At 38.4% G+C, this 22,428-nt stretch carries 24 protein-coding genes; 11 read left to right on the top strand and 13 right to left on the bottom strand.

Features of this window, described 5'->3' with window-relative positions:
- Positions 1–12 precede the first annotated feature (12 nt).
- Positions 13–1,095: a Cdc6/Cdc18 family protein gene (locus MTTB_RS08310; protein WP_248565347.1), complete on the bottom strand. Its 1,083-nt coding sequence runs from the start codon at positions 1,093–1,095 to the stop codon at positions 13–15.
- An 866-nt stretch (positions 1,096–1,961) separates the two neighbouring features.
- On the opposite strand from MTTB_RS08310, the gene MTTB_RS08305 reads away from it, so the two are divergent.
- The gene (locus MTTB_RS08305; RefSeq protein ID WP_248565346.1) at positions 1,962–3,098 is read left to right on the top strand and encodes an HNH endonuclease; all 1,137 of its coding nucleotides are present in this window, start codon (positions 1,962–1,964) and stop codon (positions 3,096–3,098) included.
- 301 nt (positions 3,099–3,399) lie between these two features.
- Here the strand turns inward: MTTB_RS08305 and MTTB_RS08300 are convergent, their stop codons facing one another.
- On the bottom strand, positions 3,400–3,591 hold the full coding sequence (locus tag MTTB_RS08300; protein ID WP_248565345.1) for a hypothetical protein: 192 nt from the start codon (positions 3,589–3,591) through the stop codon (positions 3,400–3,402).
- Positions 3,592–4,074: 483 nt separating this feature from the next.
- On the opposite strand from MTTB_RS08300, the gene MTTB_RS08295 reads away from it, so the two are divergent.
- The 4 genes from MTTB_RS08295 (at position 4,075) to MTTB_RS08280 (ending at position 9,052) form a co-directional block, all read left to right on the top strand.
- The gene (locus tag MTTB_RS08295; protein WP_248565344.1) at positions 4,075–4,578 is read left to right on the top strand and encodes a hypothetical protein; all 504 of its coding nucleotides are present in this window, start codon (positions 4,075–4,077) and stop codon (positions 4,576–4,578) included.
- A 30-nt stretch (positions 4,579–4,608) separates the two neighbouring features.
- A complete protein-coding gene (locus MTTB_RS08290) occupies positions 4,609–4,977 on the top strand; it encodes a hypothetical protein (RefSeq protein WP_248565343.1) in 369 nt (122 codons plus the stop codon).
- 362 nt (positions 4,978–5,339) lie between these two features.
- Positions 5,340–8,210, top strand: coding sequence for an N-6 DNA methylase (locus tag MTTB_RS08285; RefSeq protein WP_248565342.1), 2,871 nt, complete (start codon positions 5,340–5,342; stop codon positions 8,208–8,210).
- A gap of 71 nt (positions 8,211–8,281) precedes the next feature.
- Positions 8,282–9,052, top strand: a complete 771-nt coding sequence (locus MTTB_RS08280; protein ID WP_248565341.1) for a hypothetical protein — start codon at positions 8,282–8,284, stop codon at positions 9,050–9,052.
- Between the two features lie 86 nt (positions 9,053–9,138).
- Here MTTB_RS08280 and MTTB_RS08275 read toward each other — a convergent pair whose 3' ends face one another.
- Positions 9,139–10,638 carry an MBL fold metallo-hydrolase gene (locus tag MTTB_RS08275; protein WP_248565340.1) on the bottom strand — a complete coding sequence of 500 codons (1,500 nt, stop codon included), beginning with the start codon at positions 10,636–10,638 and terminating at the stop codon, positions 9,139–9,141.
- Between the two features lie 71 nt (positions 10,639–10,709).
- On the opposite strand from MTTB_RS08275, the gene MTTB_RS08270 reads away from it, so the two are divergent.
- Complete coding sequence (locus tag MTTB_RS08270; RefSeq protein ID WP_248565363.1) at positions 10,710–11,828, top strand: hypothetical protein; 1,119 nt, start codon at positions 10,710–10,712, stop codon at positions 11,826–11,828.
- Between the two features lie 6 nt (positions 11,829–11,834).
- On the opposite strand, the gene MTTB_RS08265 is transcribed toward MTTB_RS08270, so the two are convergent.
- On the bottom strand, positions 11,835–12,263 hold the full coding sequence (locus MTTB_RS08265) for a hypothetical protein (RefSeq protein ID WP_248565362.1): 429 nt from the start codon (positions 12,261–12,263) through the stop codon (positions 11,835–11,837).
- Between the two features lie 286 nt (positions 12,264–12,549).
- On the opposite strand from MTTB_RS08265, the gene MTTB_RS08260 reads away from it, so the two are divergent.
- Positions 12,550–13,221, top strand: coding sequence for a nuclease-related domain-containing protein (locus MTTB_RS08260; RefSeq protein ID WP_248565361.1), 672 nt, complete (start codon positions 12,550–12,552; stop codon positions 13,219–13,221).
- 4 nt (positions 13,222–13,225) lie between these two features.
- On the opposite strand, the gene MTTB_RS08255 is transcribed toward MTTB_RS08260, so the two are convergent.
- From MTTB_RS08255 to MTTB_RS08230, 6 genes are all read right to left on the bottom strand, one after another.
- Positions 13,226–13,624: a hypothetical protein gene (locus MTTB_RS08255; RefSeq protein ID WP_248565360.1), complete on the bottom strand. Its 399-nt coding sequence runs from the start codon at positions 13,622–13,624 to the stop codon at positions 13,226–13,228.
- Between the two features lie 108 nt (positions 13,625–13,732).
- A complete protein-coding gene (locus MTTB_RS08250; RefSeq protein WP_248565359.1) occupies positions 13,733–14,923 on the bottom strand; it encodes a hypothetical protein in 1,191 nt (396 codons plus the stop codon).
- 178 nt (positions 14,924–15,101) lie between these two features.
- Positions 15,102–15,431: a hypothetical protein gene (locus MTTB_RS08245; protein ID WP_248565358.1), complete on the bottom strand. Its 330-nt coding sequence runs from the start codon at positions 15,429–15,431 to the stop codon at positions 15,102–15,104.
- A gap of 177 nt (positions 15,432–15,608) precedes the next feature.
- On the bottom strand, positions 15,609–15,857 hold the full coding sequence (locus MTTB_RS08240; protein WP_248565357.1) for a hypothetical protein: 249 nt from the start codon (positions 15,855–15,857) through the stop codon (positions 15,609–15,611).
- Between the two features lie 3 nt (positions 15,858–15,860).
- Positions 15,861–16,580 carry a metal-dependent hydrolase gene (locus MTTB_RS08235; RefSeq protein WP_248565356.1) on the bottom strand — a complete coding sequence of 240 codons (720 nt, stop codon included), beginning with the start codon at positions 16,578–16,580 and terminating at the stop codon, positions 15,861–15,863.
- A 178-nt stretch (positions 16,581–16,758) separates the two neighbouring features.
- The gene (locus MTTB_RS08230) at positions 16,759–17,349 is read right to left on the bottom strand and encodes a hypothetical protein (RefSeq protein ID WP_248565355.1); all 591 of its coding nucleotides are present in this window, start codon (positions 17,347–17,349) and stop codon (positions 16,759–16,761) included.
- A 914-nt stretch (positions 17,350–18,263) separates the two neighbouring features.
- On the opposite strand from MTTB_RS08230, the gene MTTB_RS08225 reads away from it, so the two are divergent.
- A complete protein-coding gene (locus MTTB_RS08225) occupies positions 18,264–18,719 on the top strand; it encodes a hypothetical protein (protein ID WP_248565354.1) in 456 nt (151 codons plus the stop codon).
- Positions 18,720–19,121: 402 nt separating this feature from the next.
- Here the strand turns inward: MTTB_RS08225 and MTTB_RS08220 are convergent, their stop codons facing one another.
- Positions 19,122–19,649, bottom strand: a complete 528-nt coding sequence (locus tag MTTB_RS08220; protein WP_248565353.1) for a hypothetical protein — start codon at positions 19,647–19,649, stop codon at positions 19,122–19,124.
- A gap of 434 nt (positions 19,650–20,083) precedes the next feature.
- On the opposite strand from MTTB_RS08220, the gene MTTB_RS08215 reads away from it, so the two are divergent.
- The 3 genes from MTTB_RS08215 to MTTB_RS08205 all read left to right on the top strand — a co-directional run bounded on the left by MTTB_RS08215 (position 20,084) and on the right by MTTB_RS08205 (position 20,886).
- Positions 20,084–20,263 (top strand): hypothetical protein, encoded by a 180-nt coding sequence (locus MTTB_RS08215; RefSeq protein ID WP_248565352.1) that lies wholly within the window; start codon positions 20,084–20,086, stop codon positions 20,261–20,263.
- Positions 20,264–20,291: 28 nt separating this feature from the next.
- Positions 20,292–20,489 (top strand): hypothetical protein, encoded by a 198-nt coding sequence (locus MTTB_RS08210; protein WP_248565351.1) that lies wholly within the window; start codon positions 20,292–20,294, stop codon positions 20,487–20,489.
- Positions 20,490–20,718: 229 nt separating this feature from the next.
- Complete coding sequence (locus MTTB_RS08205) at positions 20,719–20,886, top strand: hypothetical protein (RefSeq protein ID WP_248565350.1); 168 nt, start codon at positions 20,719–20,721, stop codon at positions 20,884–20,886.
- Positions 20,887–21,328: 442 nt separating this feature from the next.
- Here MTTB_RS08205 and MTTB_RS08200 read toward each other — a convergent pair whose 3' ends face one another.
- Positions 21,329–21,661 carry a DUF6788 family protein gene (locus tag MTTB_RS08200; RefSeq protein WP_248565349.1) on the bottom strand — a complete coding sequence of 111 codons (333 nt, stop codon included), beginning with the start codon at positions 21,659–21,661 and terminating at the stop codon, positions 21,329–21,331.
- Positions 21,662–21,668: 7 nt separating this feature from the next.
- Entirely contained in the window at positions 21,669–22,103 is a 435-nt protein-coding gene (locus MTTB_RS08195) for an ERF family protein (RefSeq protein ID WP_248565348.1), read from the bottom strand.
- Positions 22,104–22,428 lie beyond the last annotated feature (325 nt).

The raw sequence follows: 22,428 nt of genomic DNA, 5'->3' as shown, positions 1-22,428 counted from the left end.
AAAAGGGGGAAATCATAAGGATCGGCGAATAGCCTCCAACATTACGTCATCGTCGATTGTTGATGATGGTCTCACAAGCCATTTTACGCCGCGGCCGCGGCCGCGGCCTACGACTTCGATTTCTACAAGGCCGTAAAGTTCCAGTTCACGTAGTAGTTGTGATAGTCTTCTTTGTGTGAGGCTGTTGATTCCGTATTGTTTTGCAAGTTTGTTGTATGTCTTGTAAACTCTTCTTGGGGTTTTTTCTTTTGATATTAGGGTGGCGTATAGTAATAGTTTTTGGTTTTCTCTTAATTCGGCTATGCTATTTCTTATGAATTCGATTTCGACTTCGTCTTGTGCGGCTCTTACATGCTCTTCTGTTATCTTTTTTTGTTTGTTTCTTATTGCTATGTCAGCTGCGAATGTTAGGAGTTCGAGGGCGTATCTTGCGTCTCCGTTGCGTTGAGCCGCCATGGCGGCGCATAATGGTATGACGCTATCTTCTAGTACGTTATCATAGAATGCTCTTTCTGCCCTGTATTCTAATATTTCGGTTAGTTGGTTTGCGTTGTATGGTGGGAAGTTTATCCTACGAGGTTGGAATGATGATAGTACCCTGGGGTCTGTGATCATGCTCATCACTGTCAGTTTGTTTGATATTGTTATGGTGCAAATGTCGGGTTCTCTTGAGAGGTGGTATAGTAGTCTGTCGCTGTCTTTTGCGAGCATTTTGTCGACTTCATCGAGTACGATTATTGCTTTTTTGCCTTGTATTTTTTCTCGTATTTTGTTGATTAAGTTTAGGAATCCGGGGTCGCGTCTCTCTGCAATGCTTGCAGCTACTTGGTATGCTGTGCCGTCTGCTTTCACATATTTTATTGGGGCGTCGGTGTGTTTTTGGAGTTCATTTAGGATGTATTTTATTGTGACGGTTTTACCTGATCCTGGAGGTCCTGTTATCAGGATGTTGGGGGGTGTGGCCCCATCGAGGATATAGCCAAGATATTGGCTTATAATTTCTACTTCTTTTTTTCTGTCTTGTAGGGTGTCTGGGACGAATAATGGGCTGAGTATGTCCCTGTTTTTAAAGATTCGGGGCCTTTTTTCAAACAATGTTGCCACCTCTGTGTGGTCTTGTTTTTTTATTATTTTTTCATGTTCTTATATGTGTTTCGATTTGAATTGTTGTATGGAATATCACACACGCATTTCGACTTGTAACGAGAATCAACCCCTAAAAGAATTCGAAATAAGACTTCGACTTGTAAAAACATTTGCAAAATTTCGATTTGAATAACTTCTAAAACAAGACAAAAAACAAACAAAATTACAAGGAAAAAACCAAAACAAAAAGACCAAAGCTCATTTTACATCAAAAGAATGTAAATAAATATCATTTTTTTGGTTTAAAGCTTGTAGAAGATATCTTATGTAATATATATATACATATATATACATATATTGTTACATAAGATAGATAATATACAGGCCTGCGAAATCCCTATTCAAATCGAAACCTGTAATCCAAACCCACACATTTTATGAAAAATTACTCAGATAAGTATTAATATGGGTGGGGGTACATTCCCGTTACAAATCGAAATCCGTGTGTATGTTACCAGGAGCATATAATTTGCAGGGCCACATGGTTCCATGTTACAAGTCGAAATCCGTGTGTACATTCCACATAATAAGTATTAACTTTGTGTCCTTTATGTTACAATCGAAATTTAGTGTGTCCCTGGACTCAATTTGTACATTCTCATTACAAGTCAAAATCCACTCCCAAATCATGCGTTTAACCGTAAAGGGATATAGTTTACTTTGAGAACACCATGAAATTTTTGGTAGCGGATATGTAATAATGTTTATATGGGAGATTTCGGGATATTAAACATGAAAGTATTAGAAATTAAAGAAATTGAACGGATCGGGGGAATATAACACTCTCTAAACCCTTAGCAACGCTATGTGATAAAATGATATGTATTATATGTAAAAAAAATTTACCTAAAAATGAGTTTTCAGATGAACACGTTTTTCCAGAGTCTATTGGAGGAAGTTTTGTCTTAAAAGAAGCAGTATGTAAAAAATGCAACCATCTATTAGGTACTAAAATAGATGCACCCCTTGCAAAGAATTTTTTCATCGAATTGAAAAGGTATCAACATAAAATTTCAGGTAAAAAGGGTTCAGTTCCAAATCCTTTTGGGGAAGGGACAATTGCAGGCACTAACCGAAAAGTCATTTGGAAGCCTGGAGATATTCCTGTTTCTCTCCCCTCTATACAGATCAAAAGGAGAAAAAACGGATCCATTGAACTAAATGTTTCCGTAGACGCAAGAAAGGGCGAAGAAGGGGTTTCTAAAATAGCTATAAAAAAGTTAGAGCGCATGAGTGTAGAAAATCCTGAAGAAGAGCTCAAAAGTAGTTCTACTATAGAATATAAAGAAGAGCTTCAACCAACAGTTCATTACAACTACAAAATAAATCTTCTTGAACCTGTACTAGCCTTTGTGAAGATAGCTTATGAAATGGCTTATTATTGGTTAGGTAAACGATATTTAGAGGATGAAACAGGAGAAAAATTAAGAAGATTTCTACTTGATATGATTCATGGCAAATTATCAATCCAAGGTTTATCTAAACATGATATAGAAATGAGCACACTATTTCAATGGCCTTATTCTAATATTCGTGGTTGGGAGAACTCTCATTGTGTCAGAATTTTTAAAAATGGCAACACCATAGCATGTGACATCAAAATATATGAAGAATACCCACCTACAAAAGAAACATTAGATCAGACTAAACCCGAGTCATTTCAACCAACTATATCATACAAAAAAATTAAAGGAAATATTATAAATAGTATTATCAGAGACATCAGAGACTCACCAAAGCCTATATCAGACAAGAAATTAAAGGAAATAAAGGAAATGGTAGAAAGGGTATTAGAGACAAAAGAAATGGTATCGACCATGAGAATAGCGAAAATGATATCTCCTCCTTTTCGGAAAAGAATAATAGTTAGTCAAAATCCAGAATTGTACCCTGGATGGGAAGACAAGTACCTAATATTAGATTATATTAAAAAAAGACACAAAGAAATATGACATTTAGTTTACATTGGTTGAATAAGATCAAAAAAACCATTCTTACACCACCTTGGGCTTCTTAAAGAAGAAAATTAAAAAAATACAAAAAGTATGAATCATATAAAATTTTTTTAGATTTACTGATGATTTATACGCGTTGCCAATTCTTTTTGTCACTTATTATTTCCATGAATCTCTTTGCGAGGATTCTACATTCGAATATTCTTATCTTTGGAAAAATCCATTTTCTGGACGATCCGTTTTAGTCTACTTTTTGGAAGAATAAATTCTCTTTCTTTTTTCCATAATCTGTGTTTTATCACAACAAAGCCCCTTCAATGATCTTCCTCTCTTTTTCAGTGAGTCCATAAAGCCCATATACGAGCTCGTCTATCTGCGTGTCAACATCCTGGATCTTCTCTTCCAACTCAACTAAATTTGGTCTGGAACCATGGAACCTTTTTTCATGTTCTTTGTCTGCGAAATCCACTTTCAAATCGAAACCTGTCATCCAAACTCACAAATTTTATGGAAAATCACCCAGGTGAGTATTAACATGTGGGTGTATTCCCAGTTTACAATTCGCAATTTGGTGTGTGGGTCCATCTTTCATGGATGAGATATTCCCAGTTTACAAATCGAAATCCGTGTGTATATTTCGACTAGTAAATATTGACATAGGAAGGAGTGTCAATCCACTACGTATTAATTTTGATAGGGTACATTTTCATTTACAGACGAAATCCACACACTCACACATCCCATTTATGAAAAACTTACTCTGCATGGTTTTTTCCTTGGCTGTTCAAAAGTTACATGCCAATGTCTTATGTAACATAGACATTTATAGGTGTTACATAAGATGCTTGTGGGCTTAGGTCATCTGCGGTATTTTGGCTGGTTAAACAATGTCAGGTTTTGCCAAATTTTTAAATTTATGGGAGTGAAAATATTGGTATAGGGGGGTGAGAGTATAGGGTGGAAGGCAAAGGCCTTGGGAATACTCATACTTGCTGTTATAGTAGGCGTGCTGGTATGGCCAAAAGGGCCAGAATACGGGGAATATGACAATGGCATCTTCGAATTCAAGTACCCCAAAGACATGAAGGTAATATCAGCAAAAGATGATCTATTTGTCGCCCATAGAGAATATGGCTCTAAAGAACACATTGGTGTAGAGAGGCACGAAAATACTACTATAGAGCGCTGGTGTGAAGGGATGCTCTTTGAGCCTGGTACTGATTATAAAGACTATATCATATGGGAAGGTAATATCCAGGGAAGACCAGCGATAATGTTAGAGGATTATGATCCTCTCATCGACATATTAGACTACTATTTACTCATTCAAGAATCCAATGATGTATGGCTTTTCCACGTCGATGGCAGAGGTGACATGGAAACGACCGTCATAACACTCTCTGGTAAGAGTGTGAAAGTTCCTAAGGAGATGGGCATCATGCTCCAAACATTAAAGTTCCACAAACCAGCAAAATAATTAGCCCATACCATTCTAATGGCCACCATTTTGGTTGTGGCCGTTGGAGTGTCCTTCCTTGCCGGCTACAGCCTCCATCAGCCTCCTACCAAAGGGCCCATATCATTTCTTTCAAAGAATAATACTAGCGTTGAGAATCAGAGCACCAAAGGTGTGAATGGTAGTGGCCCGGTTAATGGCTCATCTGGGAGTTCATCGAAGAGTTCCAGCCATGACAGTAGTGGTGGCAGGGATAGTGAGAGCGTCTATGACCTGATAAAAAGTGGAAAACCTCCTAAGGTGAATGACCCCCATTATCCCAATGGCTTACCACCCGGCGGCCACTATGAATATTTTGACGATCGTTGGTTCTATGTATGGGAGGATAGGGACGCTCCTGCTTGTTATCCAGTGACATAATCGTTAAAGACCACTATCTTAAGCCCCCTTTTTCCTTTCTTTTTGTTTTGGGCTATAATCAAGCCCTTCTGAGAGTTTACCCATCGAGGTCTCCATATTTTCACTTTTGTGGTTCATTGTAGGCTTGTAACCGATTTAGGGGGCTCTTCCATGGTAGTTTTGGTCGAGTATTGTGAAGTATTTCAATCCCATTTTGGCCTGATTTTAACCCTTTCTGATAAAATATGCACTATCACAATCGCCCTTTTTTCCCTCCAAAATCTCCTCTCCTTTCTTTTTTTATAATTAAATCAAACAATTTAACATGTTTAGCGCTTATAAATATAAATTATAGGAGCAGTATAACTTTTATGTGGGATATCATGAAGCTTCCAAGGATAGAAGAAAGGACCCTCTATTCTCCAATAATAGATTGTTTACATGAACTTGGATTTGAGGCAGTGGGTGAAACTAAAGTTGGCAAAAAACATCCTGACATTCTTTTCACTTATGATGAAACTTCCTTTGTAATTGAAGTTAAAATAGGAAAGCCAGAAATTGGATTAAATGCTGTTGCCCAAGCTCATGATTATGCTAAAAAATTGGGAACACAAAATAATATAATCATTCTCATTTACCCCGAGAATTATAGAAATCAAGTAATTCTTGATGAGAGTATCGTAAGGAGAATTGCACTAGAAGAAGAAATTCATACTTTGGTTTTAACAGAATATTGGACTGAGAGCCTTGTTACAGAACCAATCAGGCTATTTGAATCTCTAAAAGACAAGATTATTAATAAGAAAAGAAAAGTTGATTTCAATACAGTAGTCAATTTAATAAAAACCTATGTTAAAGACCTCGGCGACATAATTTATCAAATAGAAACAGACCAATTAGTTCCGGAGGTTGTAGACAAGTTAGATCTATTTTCTTCAATAGGTGAAATAAAAGACAAAAGAAAAGCAGAAAAACAAGTTAAAGTTTTGGCCTCCTACCTTTTGTTTAATCAACTTCTATTTTACCACATTTTTAAAAGAAAGGCACAAAATAAATTATTGCCAGAATTGGAGAAAATAAAGAACGTCCAAGAACTGCAAAGTTACTTTGATCACATTACAAGCATAAATTACAAATCTATTTACAATGTTAATATTTTAGGTCACATTCCCAACGAAAAACCCGTTATTGACACTCTAAATGAATTAATAGAAGCAATAAAATTGTTAAGAGCAGAACATATAACTCATGATTTAGCAGGCAGATTCTTCCATGATTTAATCCCCCAAGAAGTTAGAAAAATCCTAGCAGCCTTTTATACACATCCCATTGCAGCAGAAATATTAGCTGGCCTAACTATGAATTCTTGGGATGAAAAAGTTATAGATCCAGCCTGTGGATCAGGCACATTACTAGTTTCAGCCTATAAAAGAAAACAAAAGTTATATCAACAGCTATACGGTTACAAAGATCACGACAAAATACATAGAAGATTCCTCGAAGAAGATCTTACAGGGATCGACATAATGCCATTTGCTGCCCACATCACTACAATAAATTTAGCAGCCCAAAACATAAAACAGGAAACTAACGTTGTCAGAGTTGTGACCCAAGATTCCCTAGAATTGGCTGAAAAATTAAGAAGGGGAGAATTTAAGGACAGAGGTATAAGATTCTCTCCTTATACAGTAACTGTACAGCAAACTCTTTTCGGAGCTTCCAACCAAAAAGAAAGCAAGGGGACAGTATCCCCAGAAGGAAAAGGAGAGAAATTTCATCTGAAGCCTGTTGATGTCGTAATAATGAACCCCCCCTTCAGTGATAGGGAGAAAATGCCAAGATATATGCTGGAAAAATTGAAAAATAACGACACCCTTGGAGGGATCTGTGGACACAAGGTTAATCTTTGGGGTTACTTCATAGCCCTCGCAGACTACCTACTCAAACCTGGTGGGCGCATAGGCGCTGTTATACCAATAAACATATTCAGAGGAGAGGCCACAGAAAAAATAAGGAAATATCTGATCGAAAATTACAAAATCGAATACATTATCAAACCAGAAAAAAATATTGCCTTCTCAGAGGATGCGGATTTCAGGGACATATTATTAGTTGCAAGAAAAGAAAAGCCATCCAGGGAGGATAAGGTTCGATTTGTTATATTAAATGAAGACATCCATAGCCTAAGTTTACAAGACGCTGCAAAGATCGTCAAACATATAAAAGGATCTCTGGTTTCTGAAAATAGGTTGGATATTGTCGACTATGAGTATGCGTTGATTAGGGAGAACATCAACAACCTAATGCCCTTATTTGGCCCTACAAGCACCCGAACGGGCCAAATTCTAAGCAACTTCCTTTCAATTATCAAAAAACATGCAGGACACCTGCTAAGAAACCTAAAAAAGTCAGAAATTCGAGAAGGCTTCAAACCTCCTTTTGCCGGCCTCTCTGAGATGGCATTCATAAACAACCCGTCCTTTGGCGAGAATAGGATTAAACGCGCATTCTTAATATTAGAAGAAGACAATAGAGAGTCTGTGAGATTTTATATAAAAAAATGGCCAAATAGAATATTCAAAATTGGAAAATCAAAGTTAAAACCGGCCCTAAGAACCCTAACAGACATCAAAACATTTAACATACCAGACAATGCAGACTACATAATCACAGACAAATTCAAAGACTATAAAACTGTCCTAAAACTCTCCAAATTCAAAGATAAAGAAAACTTCACCTATGACATCGTCAGAGAGAGAATAAAAGGCAAATGGACATATATGGTCACTGCCCGAAGATTCAGGCCAAATTCTAAAAATACTTATTTTTTCGCATTTTCTTCAAATAAAAGGATCATAGCACCTGACACATTCAAGTGTATCCTATTAGAGAAAGAGTCCGCCAAAATTAACACCCTATACCTGAATTCAATCATGGGAATAACCAGTTTAGTTTTATTAAGAGAACAAACCACAGAAGGATACATAGATATAAGAGAAAAAGATTTGGTTCTTTTTGACATAATCGACGTGAATCTTTTAGATAGAGAACAAAAGGCCGAGTTACTCAGATTATATGATGAATTGAAAGGATGCGAATTCCCCTCATTATTAGACCAGTTCAAGGATAGATTTTGGGGAAGAACCAAATTAGATAAGAGATTATTAGAAATTCTTGGGGTGCCTGAGGATGTAATCGAAGAATGGCTTCCAAAAGTCTATGATGCGATAGTGGGTGAATTATCCCATGACTGATCACGATTATGGGAATTAGTTATTATGCATTTTCAGACGAATCATATGGGCCAAAATATGATGGTTTGGGCATGATAAGCCTTCCATCTAATCAATTAAATCCTGTTGAAAAAAAAATCAAGGACATATGTGATATATCTAAAATAAAATGGGCTGAAATTAAGGGTCATGATAAACAAGTTCTCGCGCTCGAAATAATGGAATATATCATTCAAATGGCCCTAAAAGGTAAATTAAGAGTTGATATTTTAATTTGGGATAAAACAGATAGTCGTCATAATATTCAACAACGGGACGATGACGAAAATCTACGAAGAATGTATTACCATCTTTTTAATAATGTAATGGGCAAAAGGTGGCCCATAGGAAGTTGTTGGAAACTTCGTCCAGACAGGAATAATCGAGTTGACTGGGAACGATTAAAAGAAATTTTAAATTCAAAAGGAAAAGAGTTAAGTTCCACGCTTTATGGATTAAAACCTAAGTTTCATGTTGTTGATATCCAAGAATCAACACCTTCCGATTATCCTTTAATCAATGTTGCAGACTTATTTGTTGGAATGGTACGTTATTCTTGGGAAAAATCTGAAAAGGTAAAAGAAAAATTAAAAGAAAAAGAAAAAACGAAACATCAACACGAAAAGAAAACAAAACTTAGTGGGGTAGACCGTCATCGTTGTGAACTTATAATTGATTTTTATAAAAAATGCAAAGAAAATAAGTTGGGAGTTAGTTTGAAAAGTAGTCGAGGAGGATTGAAAACACATGATCCAGAAAAGCCTGTTAACTTTTGGTTATATGAACCACAATCAGAAAAAGATAAAGCCCCTACAAAAGATTAATTTATTGCTTTCTTTTTCATTAATACCCTATTCTTTTTTGTAGTTGAATGTCTTTCCTGTATTTTATTGAGGGATCCACATTTGCTTCATTTAAATAAGGTTTCTTTTGTGGGGTTTATGATTTTTATTTTGTCGTCTTTTAATACTTTGAAGTTTTCTTTCTTTTCTGTGTGTATAGGGTGAAGTTTTTCTGGTTCTATCTCTCTTATCATTTCTATTATTTCTGGGCCTGAGGCATGGCCTGATGCGTGCATCCCTTTGATTAGGGTTAAGTTGAAGTGTTTGAGCCAATTTTTCACCTTCTTGTAGTCTATTAGCATTTCTTCATCGAATGGCTCTGTCATGGACCTTATATAGATTCCCTTTTCAGGTTTGATGTCAATTAGTTCCTTGAGTTCGAAGAAGTCGCACCTGAAAATGTATTGGTTGGGCTCTTCTCTAAGATCCTTATAGGTTATGGTGTTTTCTAGTTTTAGGAATTTTCGCTCCCAACGCTCATAGTCTCTTTCTATGTAGTATGGGTCCAGTTTTTCTATCTCTGATGCTGGTAGCCATTTTCCATCGAAGCATGCATATGAGTCTCCTATGAGTCCCCAATTCTTCCTTGGCACATAGATGGCAACATCATCTAGGCTTGGATAGTCTCCTGTTTGGAGTTGGTTGAGAATATAGGCTTGTTTCAAGTTTACTGTGAGTGTTCTGTCTGTGTTTTTTGCCACATTATAGAATGTTAGTAGTCTGTCAAGGTCTCTTATAGGATAATCCACAACCACAAGGTCCTTGGAATCTGATATGATTTTTGTGGCCCTTTTTTCTATGTCAGCTTCTGTTATGTTTTCATTCTGGTCTATTCTCGTGCCTTCACAGATCATGGTTGTGGGACTGACCTTCTTGGCCTTTTTCACGAATTTTTTGGTGTCTTTTCCTCTTCTACCATGGAATCGCAAATCACCAGTATATACTATGGTTTCTTCGCTGGTTTCTATTATTTGGGCTGAAGCCCCTGGCAATGAATGATCAACAGGTGCAAACATCGCAGCAACTTCACCTATCTCGAACAACCTATAAGGTCTTATTATCCTCATATCCCTTTCTATTTGAGCTTCTCTTCCTTGTAACCTTTTGAATCCATCGCCACGTGCCTTTGGGATGAAATGGAATGTTCTCTTTAGGCTTACTAAATCTGTGAATGATGTTCTACTGGTCTCATCCAAAGCCTCTAAGATTATATATGATTCCAAGGTAGTATAGGTTGGTATATCATCCCTTAGATGGTTTATGTATGCTGAATGGTCCATATGTGAATGGCTTAAAATCACACCATCAATGGCTGGCCTATCTTCACATGGTAGTCCACAATGCCTCAAATAATCTTCACGGTAAATACCTTTTATCCAGGGTAGTAGGCCTAATTCGACAAAGTCCAGGATCCCGTTACATTTGCGTGGTTGTAGGAATGCTGAAAGGAACTTGTTGGCTTGTGAAAAGCTCATCCCAAAATCTAGGAATATACTGTTTTTGTCTTTGACTAGTATTTTGTTGCCGCCGATTTCATCCACCCCACCATAAAACCTGAGGGATGTCATAAAGACATATATTCTACCCACCAAATACATAAAGATTATGTAAGACAGCCTAAAAGCTGGGGAGAGTTTGCATGAAAGCTGAATTAAACGATAAACAAAAAAAGAAAGTGAAAGAGTATTTTGAAAAGCTTTATCCAAGTTACAGAGAAAGTGGAGAGTTTGAAGAGGATGAGAAGGATATTTTGTACCGTATATCCTATTTCCAGAAGAAGTTCCGTGAAAAGGTAGATGGTCTTTCAGAGATTGACTTTGAGGAAATACTATCAAATACATGGGCCTTTAGAAGATTCCGGGGAAACATACATTATCGCGCTCAAGAAATCATAGCAGATAATGGGATGGAAAAGGTCAGAGAAGCCTTTAAGATATTGACAGACACTTCCATGTCTCCACATAAAAGGTATGGAAAAGTTCTTGGGATGATTAAAGGCCTGGGACCAGCCACTATAACAGAGATTTTAGCATACCTTCAACCTCATGAGTGTGCTTTATGGAACCGCAGAGCCAGGGAAGCCCTCGACATCCTAGGCATAGACATGGTAGATACAAGTAAGTACGCGCTTTCACCAAAAGAATATAAAATTTATAACGAACTAGTAAAATCCATCCATAAACAACTAGATGAACCAGAAGGAGAAAAAATAGGTTTGTTTTTTGCACATGTCTTTTTCTTTGAATTAAGTCAAATGGAGCAAGAACCCGATACATCGAGCATTGAAGATTTCGATGATTTGACAATTCAGAATGTTAGGGGCCACCGGCGAGTCTTTGCTTTCGACCATGATGAAATACGGGATTTGACAAGGGATATAGGTTTAATGTTGGGTTTTGAGGCTAATACAGAGGTTCAGGTTGCCCATGGTGCAAGGGTGGATGTGGTCTGGAGTGCCAGGATCGGAAACCTTGGAATCGTAAACTATGTTTTCGAAATCCACAAGAAGGGATCCATCGACAGCCTATTAATGAATTTGCAAAAGTCCAAGAGCAACCCCACAGTACAGAAAGTTATCGCAATATCAGACGAAGAACAATTAAAAAGGATAGAAAGAGAGTCTAAGGGGCTACCCGAAGAATTCAGACGTGATTTAACGTTCTGGTCCGTTGAAGAAGTCCTAAAAGTCGCTGAAAACCTCGAATCAGCCATGAAAATCATTGACAGCCTTAACTTAACACCAGAACCATTCAAATAACCATCTCTATTCTTCTTTGGATGTTTCTATCGCCTTTCTTTTAGTTAACTTTTCTAGGATGATTTGGATTATGCCACGGTTTTGTAGTCTTTTTACTTCGTTTTCCAGGTGGCTGATTTGTTTTTCTCTCTTCTTGTACACTTCTTGTAAGTGCCTGTGCTCATTTTTCAATTTATCATAATCGACCTGCACCTGATCTAGTTGTTTTGTTAGTTTTCTGTTTTCTTCTAGTATTTTTTCGTATTTTTGGTAGGTTTCTATTAGTTCTTGGAATTCTGGTTTGGGGATTATGTATATTTCTTGGTTGCATTTGAAGCCTTGTGATTCTACTTTGTCTTTTTTTAGGTTGATTGTGTATTGTATTGTTTTGTATTCTCTTTTTTTGTGCTTGTACCTGCGCTCATAACACTTGAGGGTAGACTCTAAAAATTTCATATTGTATTCTATTGTAGATTCTACAATATAATATTGTAGTAGTATATTGTAGTATATTGTAGAATATTTTCGTTGCTACGATAATCTATTGTAGACTACGAATATTCGCTGTATTCTATTGGTATTTTACAATAGTATATTGTAGAATCTATTGTGGTCTATTGGCATGATACAATATTATATTGTAGAAAGTTTTGATTCAAAATTTTTTAATTTTAGAAGGCTTTAAGATTTTATTTGTAATCTAAGTGCAGATTTAGATACTATACATGGGGGGATAATTGGGATGGGCTATACACAACACATGAGCATACTATATGAAATAATGTATGGGTTAGGAGGAATTTTAATCATGCTGGGAGTAGTCATAGTACTCCTAACACCTAGTGAAGCTCATATATCTATTTCCATGATTATCTCAGGGATCATTATAATTCTCGTCGCCAGAAAGGAAGGTTATAGTTGGAAAAAAGGAGTTGAAGGCGAAAAGGTAATTTCAAAGATTCTATCTTTCCTACCAGATGACGAATACAAAAGATATGATGACCTGAAATTCTCCAATTATGGAGGTAATATTGACCATCTCGTAATTGGAAAAAATAATATTTTTGTAATAGAAACAAAGAACTACACCGGCCAATACATAATAGAAGGAGAAACATGGTACAAAAAAACCAAAAATGGCAATAAAATAATTTTCCATAGCCCTGGCAAGCAAATCAAAACCAGCGTTTTGAAATTTAAAGAATTCCTACGATCAAAGGGGATAAGAAAAAGAATATGGATAGAAGCCATAGTCGTCATGGTAAACAAAAACGCAAAAATACACAAAGAACCAAAAGGATATGTTGTCTTAATGCCAGTTGAATTAGTCAACTACATCAAAACTAGGAAAGGAAGTATTGACACAAAAACATTAAAAGATATCGACAAAATAATCTCAAAATTAAAAAAATAAAAATTTAAACTGCGAGTCTCTCTTCTAACTGTTCAGAAACTATCGTATCAAATGAAAACATCATGCCCTTTGCTTTTTCCGTGTCCAAAACAAAATATTTCCCGGCGTCTTCAAGCGCATGTAATGGATAAAATGCCGCGATCACATTATATGTTACGAGGTATGTTTTTGCATTGAACTTGTAGGCAAGTGTTTTGAACTTCCAAATGTGCCTCTTGAGTATTTTGAATTTGTCCTGGTAGGGTAGTAGTATTAGGAGTAGGTATAGTGCTTCGCCGTCGCCTGCAATTGCAAGATGCAATTCAGCATCCTGCAACAATCTCATTTCGAAATCATATTCCTTGAGTTCATTTCTAATTTCTGTGATTTTTGTTACCTTCTTGAAATTTTCAATATCAGTCATGGAAGAACCTCCCATTTTTTTTAACCTCCCTTGGTTGGAAAGAATAATAAAATCCCCGCGTCCCTTACGGGGCGCGGCTAATATGGGGTGGGTGGGCGGGTACACTGTCTATGTGTAGATTATTTGGAATTGGTTGTTGATTGTGGCTCTTGTGATTCTTTTTATTGCTTGTCGTTGCCTGCCTCTCACATTCTGTACTGTGGTAATTTTTTCGTTTTGGTGTGCGTTACTTGTGATTTTCTGTTTGTATTGTATTGTCTTGCTGGTGCGTTCGGCGTTGTATGTGTATTGTGTGATTTTGATCTGCGCTCCCCTGTGCAAGTTACCGAGTGTTATCGTCCTGGTTCCTCCTGCTCCTAGATAGAAGTTGTAGCTTCGTTTTATTGTTGTTGAACCATCTATTATCGTCAGGTAGATCACATGTCTTTGTCTTACACCGGTTGGATTGGATATCAGTAACTGTACTCTGTTGGTGTCTAATACAGTGAGTGCTCTCGTTGGGCTGGCTTGGAATACACTTAGCAAGCTCAAGTCGCAGGTTGTAAGTGTTGTGATGTTGTATTGTCCTGCTGCGGCGTCTGGTTTAACTTTTAGGGTTAATGTTAGTGTTGCGTTTTCACCGAGTGGATCATCGTTTTCATTGTCGTCGTTGTCGTATGCTAGCGTGCCAATTGTCCAAATCCCCGTCTGTGGGTCGAATGTTCCCTTATCGGCTGTGTAGGATTGGTATTCCACTGTAGAGGGTAGGTTTATTTGCATTTGTGTGTTAGTTGCGTTTTCCACACCCATATTCACGATTGTGACAGTATAGTTGAAAGTTTGTCCGGGTGATAGTCTGGTGGGTGCTCTTGCTGTGGCTTTTAGGTCTGTGAATGGCACATCAATGTCTATCCTGGCATAGTTGTTATCCCAGTTTTCGTCGTTGTTGGCTCTGAGGTAGAATTGTCCTGTGAGTGTTCCTGTTCCGTTCACGAGGCAGTAGAATGTTGCGGTTGCGGTTCCGTAGTATCCGTCTCCGAGGTACCATGTGCCGTTCTCATATGTTCCATATGTGGTGCTTACATTTTCTACTTTGAGTCGTGGCGTGATGTAGGCCTGTACTGTTACGTTGTCCAGGCTATAGCCCTGATCTGATGGGATGGTGTCTACTACTACCTCTATTTGTACGTGGTCGCCAACCTTGGCAGTTGTCTGGTTTTGGTTTACTTCGTAGAAGTAGCCGTCAGCTGCTGAGGCTGAGTCTGCCATGACAAACATGAGCCCTAGCAGCAGCAACGGCACAAACAGATATTTTCTCAAGGTGTATCACCCCACTTAACATTTTTTTCTGCGATAATATATTTTATAAAATTAGTATTATATGATTTTAGGCCCGAAAATGGCTCAGATTTTGGAAAGAACAATGAAATAAAACCTATGTCAACAAAAGAGAATTCAATATTATTATAAAGAAATAATAGAAAAAAAGAGTAAGACATCAAAACTTGTACCTTACACTTGCCAGCAAACCAGTTGCTATTAAGGTCACTGATAGGATCACAGGTAGTAGTGGGGCCCCTGTGGGTTGCATTGGCACGGTTCCTGCAGCCGCTTCCTGGCCTTCGCTTTCGGTGTCGATGGCTGGTTCAAAATTTGTCAAGTCTTCTTCGAGTCCTTCATCGTTTTCCACATCCTCGTTGAGATCTTCACTTTCGTCGATGATTATCTCTTCATCGTTATTTTCTTGTGCTACTACCGTCCCTACGCTGATGCTCGCGCCGAGTATGGCCAATAGCATTAATGTGATTAATGCATTTTTTATCCTCAATTTTTCACCTCCACAATTCTATGTTAATATATTCTACTGATATAGTATTATGATATTTTTGGGCCCAAAAACGGCTCAGATACTGAAAAAAGCGTTCAATTATTCAGAAATAAAATTCCGCGGCCGAGCCGGAGGCGAGGCCGCAGCTAATCGTATGGGTGGGCGGGTGAGGGTGCACTATTGATGTTTCATCTTGTTTAGCAGGTTGCCGTTTTTGGATTCATATGCTTCTATGAATAATTGTATTGCTTTTCGTGCTATCTCACTTTTTGATCTAGATTCTAAGTAACTTATGATCTCGAGTTTGCAGGCTGTTCGCGCGTCTATGTATGTTTTTTGTGTGTAGATTTTGTTTTTGTTGTATGTTCTTTCGAGTTTTTTTATCATTTCATGTATTTTTTTGATTTCTACTCTCCTTTTTACCACCCCTTATCCCTCCTCTTCCTCCTCTTCTTGGGGTGACGTATTCTTGGGTATGGAAGGTTCGCGATAAATAGGGTAATATCTGGGATAGGATCTTGGGTAGGAGTAATAATAATTGGTCATATATCCTTGCCCTTCGTCTACGATGTCGATAAATATGCTCCCGTTGGGTAATGGATAGATCCACATGTCTTTTGTAGGATCGTTAAGGTTTATGCGAAGATCTAAGTGTGTAGAGTTTGTTGAATTAGTTTCATTCTTGTTACCTGTCCAGGCGCTGATAGCGGACATGAATGGGCCCTGTGGCAAAAGAATCAGAACCGTTAATAACGCGAGCAATGAGACCGTTGCAAGAATCCTTTTTTCCCGTGCCTTGTTGTCACTGTACTTCCATTTTACGTCGTACTTTTTCTTATTTATTGGCCAGAATAGTGGGCATCCTGTTGGTGTTATGCAATCCAGGATGATGTGTGAAAGTATTCCTGCAGTTAAGGCCGCGCCGATTGTCATATCAAAGAACAAGTAGGCCAGAATACAAGGTATTATGGTAAATATGTTGTGTAGTTGTCTTTTGTGTTCGTTGAAGATCGCTTTTTCTGCGAAGTCGATGATGAGGCTTGCGATGATTGTTATGATGAAGAATCGTATTGTCAGTTCTGCCCCGAGTAGAAATCCTATGTCTGCTCCTATTACTATTGCAAAGATTGCGTGTGTGTACCATTTCATCTTATCTCATCCCTTTCCCGCGGCCGAGCCGAAGGCGAGGGCGCGGAGGTACCTTTCAAGCATCAATTCTTGTATGTTGCTGCATAAAACCAGAAGGTGTACCATACCGTCCCTATGACTATCATGAGTGTGACATGTAGTAGAAAGAGATCGGTTATGTCCAATGTCATTACTCTCCTTATTTTGCGATCCACAGTAATGTTCTGGCGATTATTGTCCCGAACCATACTGATGCGAGTATAATGTATGCTACAAGTCCTTGTAGGCCCATTGCTATTTTCAGGTATGTGAGAAAAGCAAGTGTACCGGCGAATATCACGATTGGGATTTTGATGTCGATGATTTCGTCTTCTGGGCTGCTGAGGATCATCATTTTTTCCAATATTTTCATATGATATTTTTCCGTTTTTCCTCGTATGCTACAGAAGATCTGTATGTTGTCTAGGATGTCAAGAAAGATTCGCATTGTGCTTTTGGACATTTGCTGCAAGTCGTTAAAAATAATTAGTATCATTCTGTTCTTTGTTTTCTTTTTAATTTCTTGTACAATTTCATTTGTTGTGTATTTTTTATATATTGTGTTTCTTGTCGTTTTAGTCAATTTTGAGAGTATCTCTGATGCTATTTCCTTCGCGGGATTGATATGTTCTAAAAATATTTTCTCGTGGCCTGTTTCCAGATCCATATATTCTTTTATGTTTTTGTATCGGATTGCAATGTGTTCACCATCCCGTAGGTGCAAAAGTATTTTCTTTTTAATTCTTTTCACCTCCGCGATTTAAAATTGATAATATTATTTTGTGATTTTATATTAAAATCTTACGATTTCAAGAATTAGTATTACAAAATATTACTTTCGTGGGGGTGGTCTTATGGTGACAATGGTTTTGACACCCCTTGACACCGGCCATGAAAAAAGTTATTTGAGCTTGCAGAACGGGTAATCTTATGGTGATTTTTCGGTCTTTTAGGACACTTCCCGCTTTTAGGCCATGAAATGAAAAAATAAGCGACTTTTTTTAGTTTTAATTGGTGGTATTTTCAGGGTTTCACCAATATATATAATATTTTTTTCACCCATAGTGTTTTCTTCCTTATTTCATAACATCATCCCACAGACTGTATGAATCCGGGGGGTGGAGTTATAAGCCAATCTCAAAAATCTTATGTAACATTTTGTGTTCCAAGCCAATATTCCTGTTACATAAGATAAATGGAATCTTAAAAAATCCCGCGCCTTCGCTTTCGCTCCGGCGCGGCTAATCATGGGGTTGGGTGGGAGGGGCGGCCCAAGGGGGTTATGTTTTCCTTGTGGCGGTGGATTATGTGGCTTTGAGGGGTTTTGTGTGATGAGAAAAATAGTAGTGGGGGCCCTGAAAACGAGTTATGGCTAGGTCTCGTTCGGAGGGTTCGAATCTCCTTATAGGGCCCCCTGTTGATTAGTATCATTCTTTTGTATATATGATTTTATCCGAAATGTATCTGTTATTTCGTTATATTCTTGCATAACGAAGTCAACCAAAGCATGTAAAATCAGACCAAAAGATGGGATTGAAATGATGTTGTGATAACACATATTAACACAACGTATATGCTGATATTATATAGGTATAGTGTGATTTGATTGGAGAGAGTAGATTGGTGCAGGTAAAATAATAATTGCAAGAGGTTTTAAATATGCACATGAAAAAAGCAATTATGACGATATGTGTCCTGGCAGGCCTTGTAGTGGCTGTTTCCGGGTGTATCGGCCAAGAAACCACCACATTCTCTGGAAAATATGTGACATTTGAATACCCCAAGGATTGGAATATATCAAACCATCAAACAGATCCTACTGGATCTCCTTGTGAGTTTGTTCTGCTTAAGAACCAAGAAGGTGAACAAGTTGCTTCACTTGCAGTTTTTGGGGGTAATGTTTCACTGGAGGATGTTGAAAGTGATGTTTCTGTAGATTGTCTTGGTATATCAGATGAAGGGGATATAGGAGATGTGCATTATGTTGAGTACTACTCAGATGAACCTCGTTTACATTTCTATGTTTTCGAAAAAGATGGCAGACCATTCGTAGTATCATGTGACCTACTCTCCGATGATGTTGCTAAGCAAATCATAGAGTCATTGAAAGTGAAGAAATAACCACCCACACCTTCCCTTTTTTGTGATAACCAACAATAGCACAACAATAACGCACATCACCCACCTACAGGGGTGCCACAGACCCCTATCCAGTGTATGACAATGTAAAAGGATTTTGAATTATTCTAGGCATTTATTTTTAATTATAGGATCTTACAGGGGAGTCGTCTGTCAATATAAATAGGGGACATTATTGGGGATCAACAGATTTATAATTCTGAGAGAAGAAACCATAAAATGATCCAGTCCAAATAGAGAAAAAAATCCACCCAGTTAAAATCAGACCAAAATGGGATTGAAATTTTTTTATAGCCTTCAGAAATTCACAAAAAGAGAGCCCCCCATCTAAAGTTTTTTTGAAGGTATTGAAAGTCCCCCCTCTCGCCACGACAACCAAAAAAATCAATGGAACTTTAAAGTTTCAATGATATGGGCGAAGTTCTCTGGAATCTCAAACGTCTCATTCCCAAGGGTGATTTTTCTTGTTGGATAATTTGAGGTTGTAATAGTGTAGGTGATTTCATAGACATCATTCTGGCCCTGGATATTCAAATGATATACCGGGCAGCCTCCGATCGAAACTAACAGATCCAGTGCCGCTGGCCTTCCCTGTATCTCGCCTCTCCACAACGGCGTTAAAAAAGGGTTGTCGCTGAATTCTTGGAGTCTTTCATCAAGGCTCCTGTTATGCCATTTAAAAACTTCGATGTTCTCTGAATAGTAATCGTCTTCTGGAATCTCTGCTCTGAGTAGTAACACGTCGCCGTCAGCATATTTCGTGTTGTTCTCTTTTACTTCGAATTTGACCGGGTATTCAAATTTGATTTCTCCGTTGTCATATACTGAATAGGAAGGGGCCAAGCATCCGCCACGACTACACTTAGCATTACTGCCGCTAGAATGAACGCCGCCTTTCCCCCATTTTCTCACCCCCTCTAGTTTTTGGTTGTTGGGTAATTATGAAAAAAGGAGTATTTGTATTTTATTGTTGTGTTAATGAGAATTATCACAAAAAGAGAGAAAGATGTGGAGTATGGGGGTTATCTTCCCTTTTTCACCATTCGTATCATTTTTTCTTTGATATTATCCTGTAATTTTTGGAGTTCTTGATTTTCTTCCAGCCAAAAATGCTAGGGGGATTCTTATACCCATGTGAAATGGGCTGTTCAAGGCTTGTATTGCTCTTTAAGGCAGTGTATTTCTTCACTATTTAGGCATAACGAAGTTCTGGGGGCGTAAAGTATATATATGAGAACCTATAGAGTATGTAATGGTAGGGGTAACCCTTATATACCCCTTGTGGCATATATACTATACAGGGGGCCACCCCCCATGGAGAAAGGGAGAAAGGTAGGTGAGATAAAATGAAAGAAATCGTCCACATGATAGAGGAACCATATCTGAGGGGACAGGTGAAAGAAAAAATAAAGAGAATAGAAGAGATAATAGAGGGCATTCATGAAATGCTCGATAGTGATGAAAGCGTCTATCAAAAGCTTGGATATGTTGAGCAGGCTATGAGGAGTTTAGATGAACTCCTCTAATCTTCTTTTCTTTGGAGATGAGTGTAACATGAAAAATATAGAAGAAAAAGTTAGAGAAAAAATCGGAAGAATCCTAAAGGAAGAAGTTGAACGCATAGAAATCTTCCCCGTTCCATTAGATGGGTATCTATGGGGGACAGCTATCCTTGAAGATGGGGAGGCCGAAGCTGAATTTAGAATAGATGAAAATCGCAGGATAGAAATTACAGATGTACATGAGTTCTAAAAAAAATTAAGGGGTCTATATGCCCCCTAACAAATTATTTTTTCGGGGGATGCCCATGTTTCACGTGATCGCTCCTATCCATTTGTTGTTGTTTTTTGCGCCGGAGCGAAAGCGGAGGCGCGCCCCCCGCGACCGAAGCGAAGCGAAGGTCGCGCATTCGGGGGCGAGGTTATAGGAGGGGGGCGAAAGCCCCCTCTCCTAAGGTACCTTTCAAGCAGGAGGTGAAATCGTGTACAAGGTAGAAGTTCTGAAGAGGGAAATAGCTGAGCTTGAAGAGGATTTAAAGAATGTGAAGAATGTTGCAGTGAAAAACGTGATTAGGAATATGATTGTTCAAAAGAAAAAAAGACTTAACAAGATCCTTTTGAAGGAAGAACTTCGAGAAAAAAGTGAATAAAATTAGGGTAAGGGGATTTTTCCCATTCTTTGGGGAGAAAGGTAGGTGAGATAATTTTTTTCTCACTTGGGAAAAACCCCCTCAACTAAAAAATATCACACTATTATATTTTAATCTTTTTCTCTTGTCAGGGATATTGCCCCTTTTGTCCTTGTTTTTTCGGGCGGCCGAGCGTAAGCGAGGCCGCCCCTATGGCTTGTTTCAAAAATTGGGGGGAGTATGGAAAAAAAATAAAACCGCACCCGTAAGGGTGTGGCTAATCATATGGGGTGGGTGGGCGGGTATAATGGTTTTTTCAATGTTTAGTAAATCATCAAGGGGGGCAGTTCATTCAGTTTAGAAGTATCCATGAAGGAGTGGTCAGGATATAGTGGTTCAAGATTTCTTATGTAACAGTCAATATCCACACATGTGTTACATAAGACAAAGATCATGCCACCCCTCATTTTGTTTCATCCTTGGGGAGTTCCTTACCAACGTAAAAACTTACAAGTTTGCCGTTTACTCTCCTATAGCCATACCAGTAGGGACCGTGTGGACATTTTTCACAGTTGGGTTTTCCACAATTCACCTTTTCGAGCTGGTAAGTGATTTTCCCTGCCGGTCTAATCTTTAGCACTTCCCGGCCCGCCTTCGATCCTGGGAACTGCTCCTTCTCCTTTTCTATTTGCTCCTGTAACACCTGGATCCTCTTTTCAATGTACTCTCTCATCTCTTCAAGTTTTTCTATGCTTTTCTGCCTGTCCACAATGTCCTTAAAGGTTTTAATAACCATCCCCTACTCACCTGGTGGGTTTTGGTGTTGCTGTTGGTCGTGGCCTAGATGCGAGGTTGGCGTCATCGTCTTCGCTTGCAATCCCAAGAAGGGCCAAGATCTGGTATCTTCGGGCGTAGGTGATCGCTGATCCAACTGATTGTGGTGAACCTTTCCCTTTCCCTTCTACTTTCATGTATAATGGGCTTGTCTTCAATGATTCGCCGCTTTCATGTATGAGGTGTGTCCGCACGCATACAACGCCCTCGGGTGTGGATCCAACATCCTGGTAAAGTACAAGCCCATTTTTTGCTAAGAGTGGCCGTATAAGGTTCAGGATGTCTGGTAGTGGGGCGTATTTGCTTCGGTAGTAGGGGTTTATTTCCGTGTTTTTGGGGTTTTTTATTTCTTTTTGCACTTCAAGAAGCGCCTTCACAAGGTTTCTATTTTCCATTTTTTCCATGAGGGGTCACCTCCGCCAGGGGCAAATGCCCATGTTCCCTACAATATCTTATGTAACATATCATATATATACTTTGTTACATAAGACACCTTATAAAAGAAAAAGACTCTCCCTCCTGGAAAAAATATGGGGAGAGGGGGGGGCTTTTGCATCGCTTCGCGGAGGTGACGCAAAAAAAGCGGATCCCCTCCCCCCAGGAATAATATTTGTCTTCACCCTATAAAATTTTTCTCGCACACAAAGAAACCCCCCCTAAAAATAGGGATGAAAAAAATAAGGGGAAAAAAAGAGAGGGGAGGGGGGCCCGGGGGGAGGGGAGAGAAGA

This window comes from Methanothermobacter tenebrarum (assembly GCF_023167465.1).
Lineage (GTDB): Archaea > Methanobacteriota > Methanobacteria > Methanobacteriales > DSM-23052 > Methanothermobacter_A > Methanothermobacter_A tenebrarum.
The sequence above is the reverse complement of the archived record's forward strand: the minus strand, read 5'-3'. Positions and strand labels throughout refer to the sequence as shown.

What these genes read in the sequence shown, in the direction of transcription:
- MTTB_RS08305 (WP_248565346.1), top strand. Translation starts at nt 1,962, where the DNA reads ATGATATGTATTATATGTAAAAAAAATTTACCTAAAAATGAGTTTTCA.
- MTTB_RS08300 (WP_248565345.1), bottom strand. Translation starts at nt 3,591, where the DNA reads ATGACAGGTTTCGATTTGAAAGTGGATTTCGCAGACAAAGAACATGAA.
- MTTB_RS08285 (WP_248565342.1), top strand. Translation starts at nt 5,340, where the DNA reads ATGAAGCTTCCAAGGATAGAAGAAAGGACCCTCTATTCTCCAATAATA.
- MTTB_RS08280 (WP_248565341.1), top strand. Translation starts at nt 8,282, where the DNA reads ATGATAAGCCTTCCATCTAATCAATTAAATCCTGTTGAAAAAAAAATC.
- MTTB_RS08275 (WP_248565340.1), bottom strand. Translation starts at nt 10,638, where the DNA reads ATGACATCCCTCAGGTTTTATGGTGGGGTGGATGAAATCGGCGGCAAC.
- MTTB_RS08270 (WP_248565363.1), top strand. Translation starts at nt 10,710, where the DNA reads ATGAAAGCTGAATTAAACGATAAACAAAAAAAGAAAGTGAAAGAGTAT.
- MTTB_RS08265 (WP_248565362.1), bottom strand. Translation starts at nt 12,263, where the DNA reads ATGAAATTTTTAGAGTCTACCCTCAAGTGTTATGAGCGCAGGTACAAG.
- MTTB_RS08260 (WP_248565361.1), top strand. Translation starts at nt 12,550, where the DNA reads ATGGGCTATACACAACACATGAGCATACTATATGAAATAATGTATGGG.
- MTTB_RS08255 (WP_248565360.1), bottom strand. Translation starts at nt 13,624, where the DNA reads ATGACTGATATTGAAAATTTCAAGAAGGTAACAAAAATCACAGAAATT.
- MTTB_RS08235 (WP_248565356.1), bottom strand. Translation starts at nt 16,580, where the DNA reads ATGAAATGGTACACACACGCAATCTTTGCAATAGTAATAGGAGCAGAC.
- MTTB_RS08225 (WP_248565354.1), top strand. Translation starts at nt 18,264, where the DNA reads ATGAAAAAAGCAATTATGACGATATGTGTCCTGGCAGGCCTTGTAGTG.
- MTTB_RS08215 (WP_248565352.1), top strand. Translation starts at nt 20,084, where the DNA reads ATGAAAGAAATCGTCCACATGATAGAGGAACCATATCTGAGGGGACAG.
- MTTB_RS08210 (WP_248565351.1), top strand. Translation starts at nt 20,292, where the DNA reads ATGAAAAATATAGAAGAAAAAGTTAGAGAAAAAATCGGAAGAATCCTA.
- MTTB_RS08200 (WP_248565349.1), bottom strand. Translation starts at nt 21,661, where the DNA reads ATGGTTATTAAAACCTTTAAGGACATTGTGGACAGGCAGAAAAGCATA.
- MTTB_RS08195 (WP_248565348.1), bottom strand. Translation starts at nt 22,103, where the DNA reads ATGGAAAAAATGGAAAATAGAAACCTTGTGAAGGCGCTTCTTGAAGTG.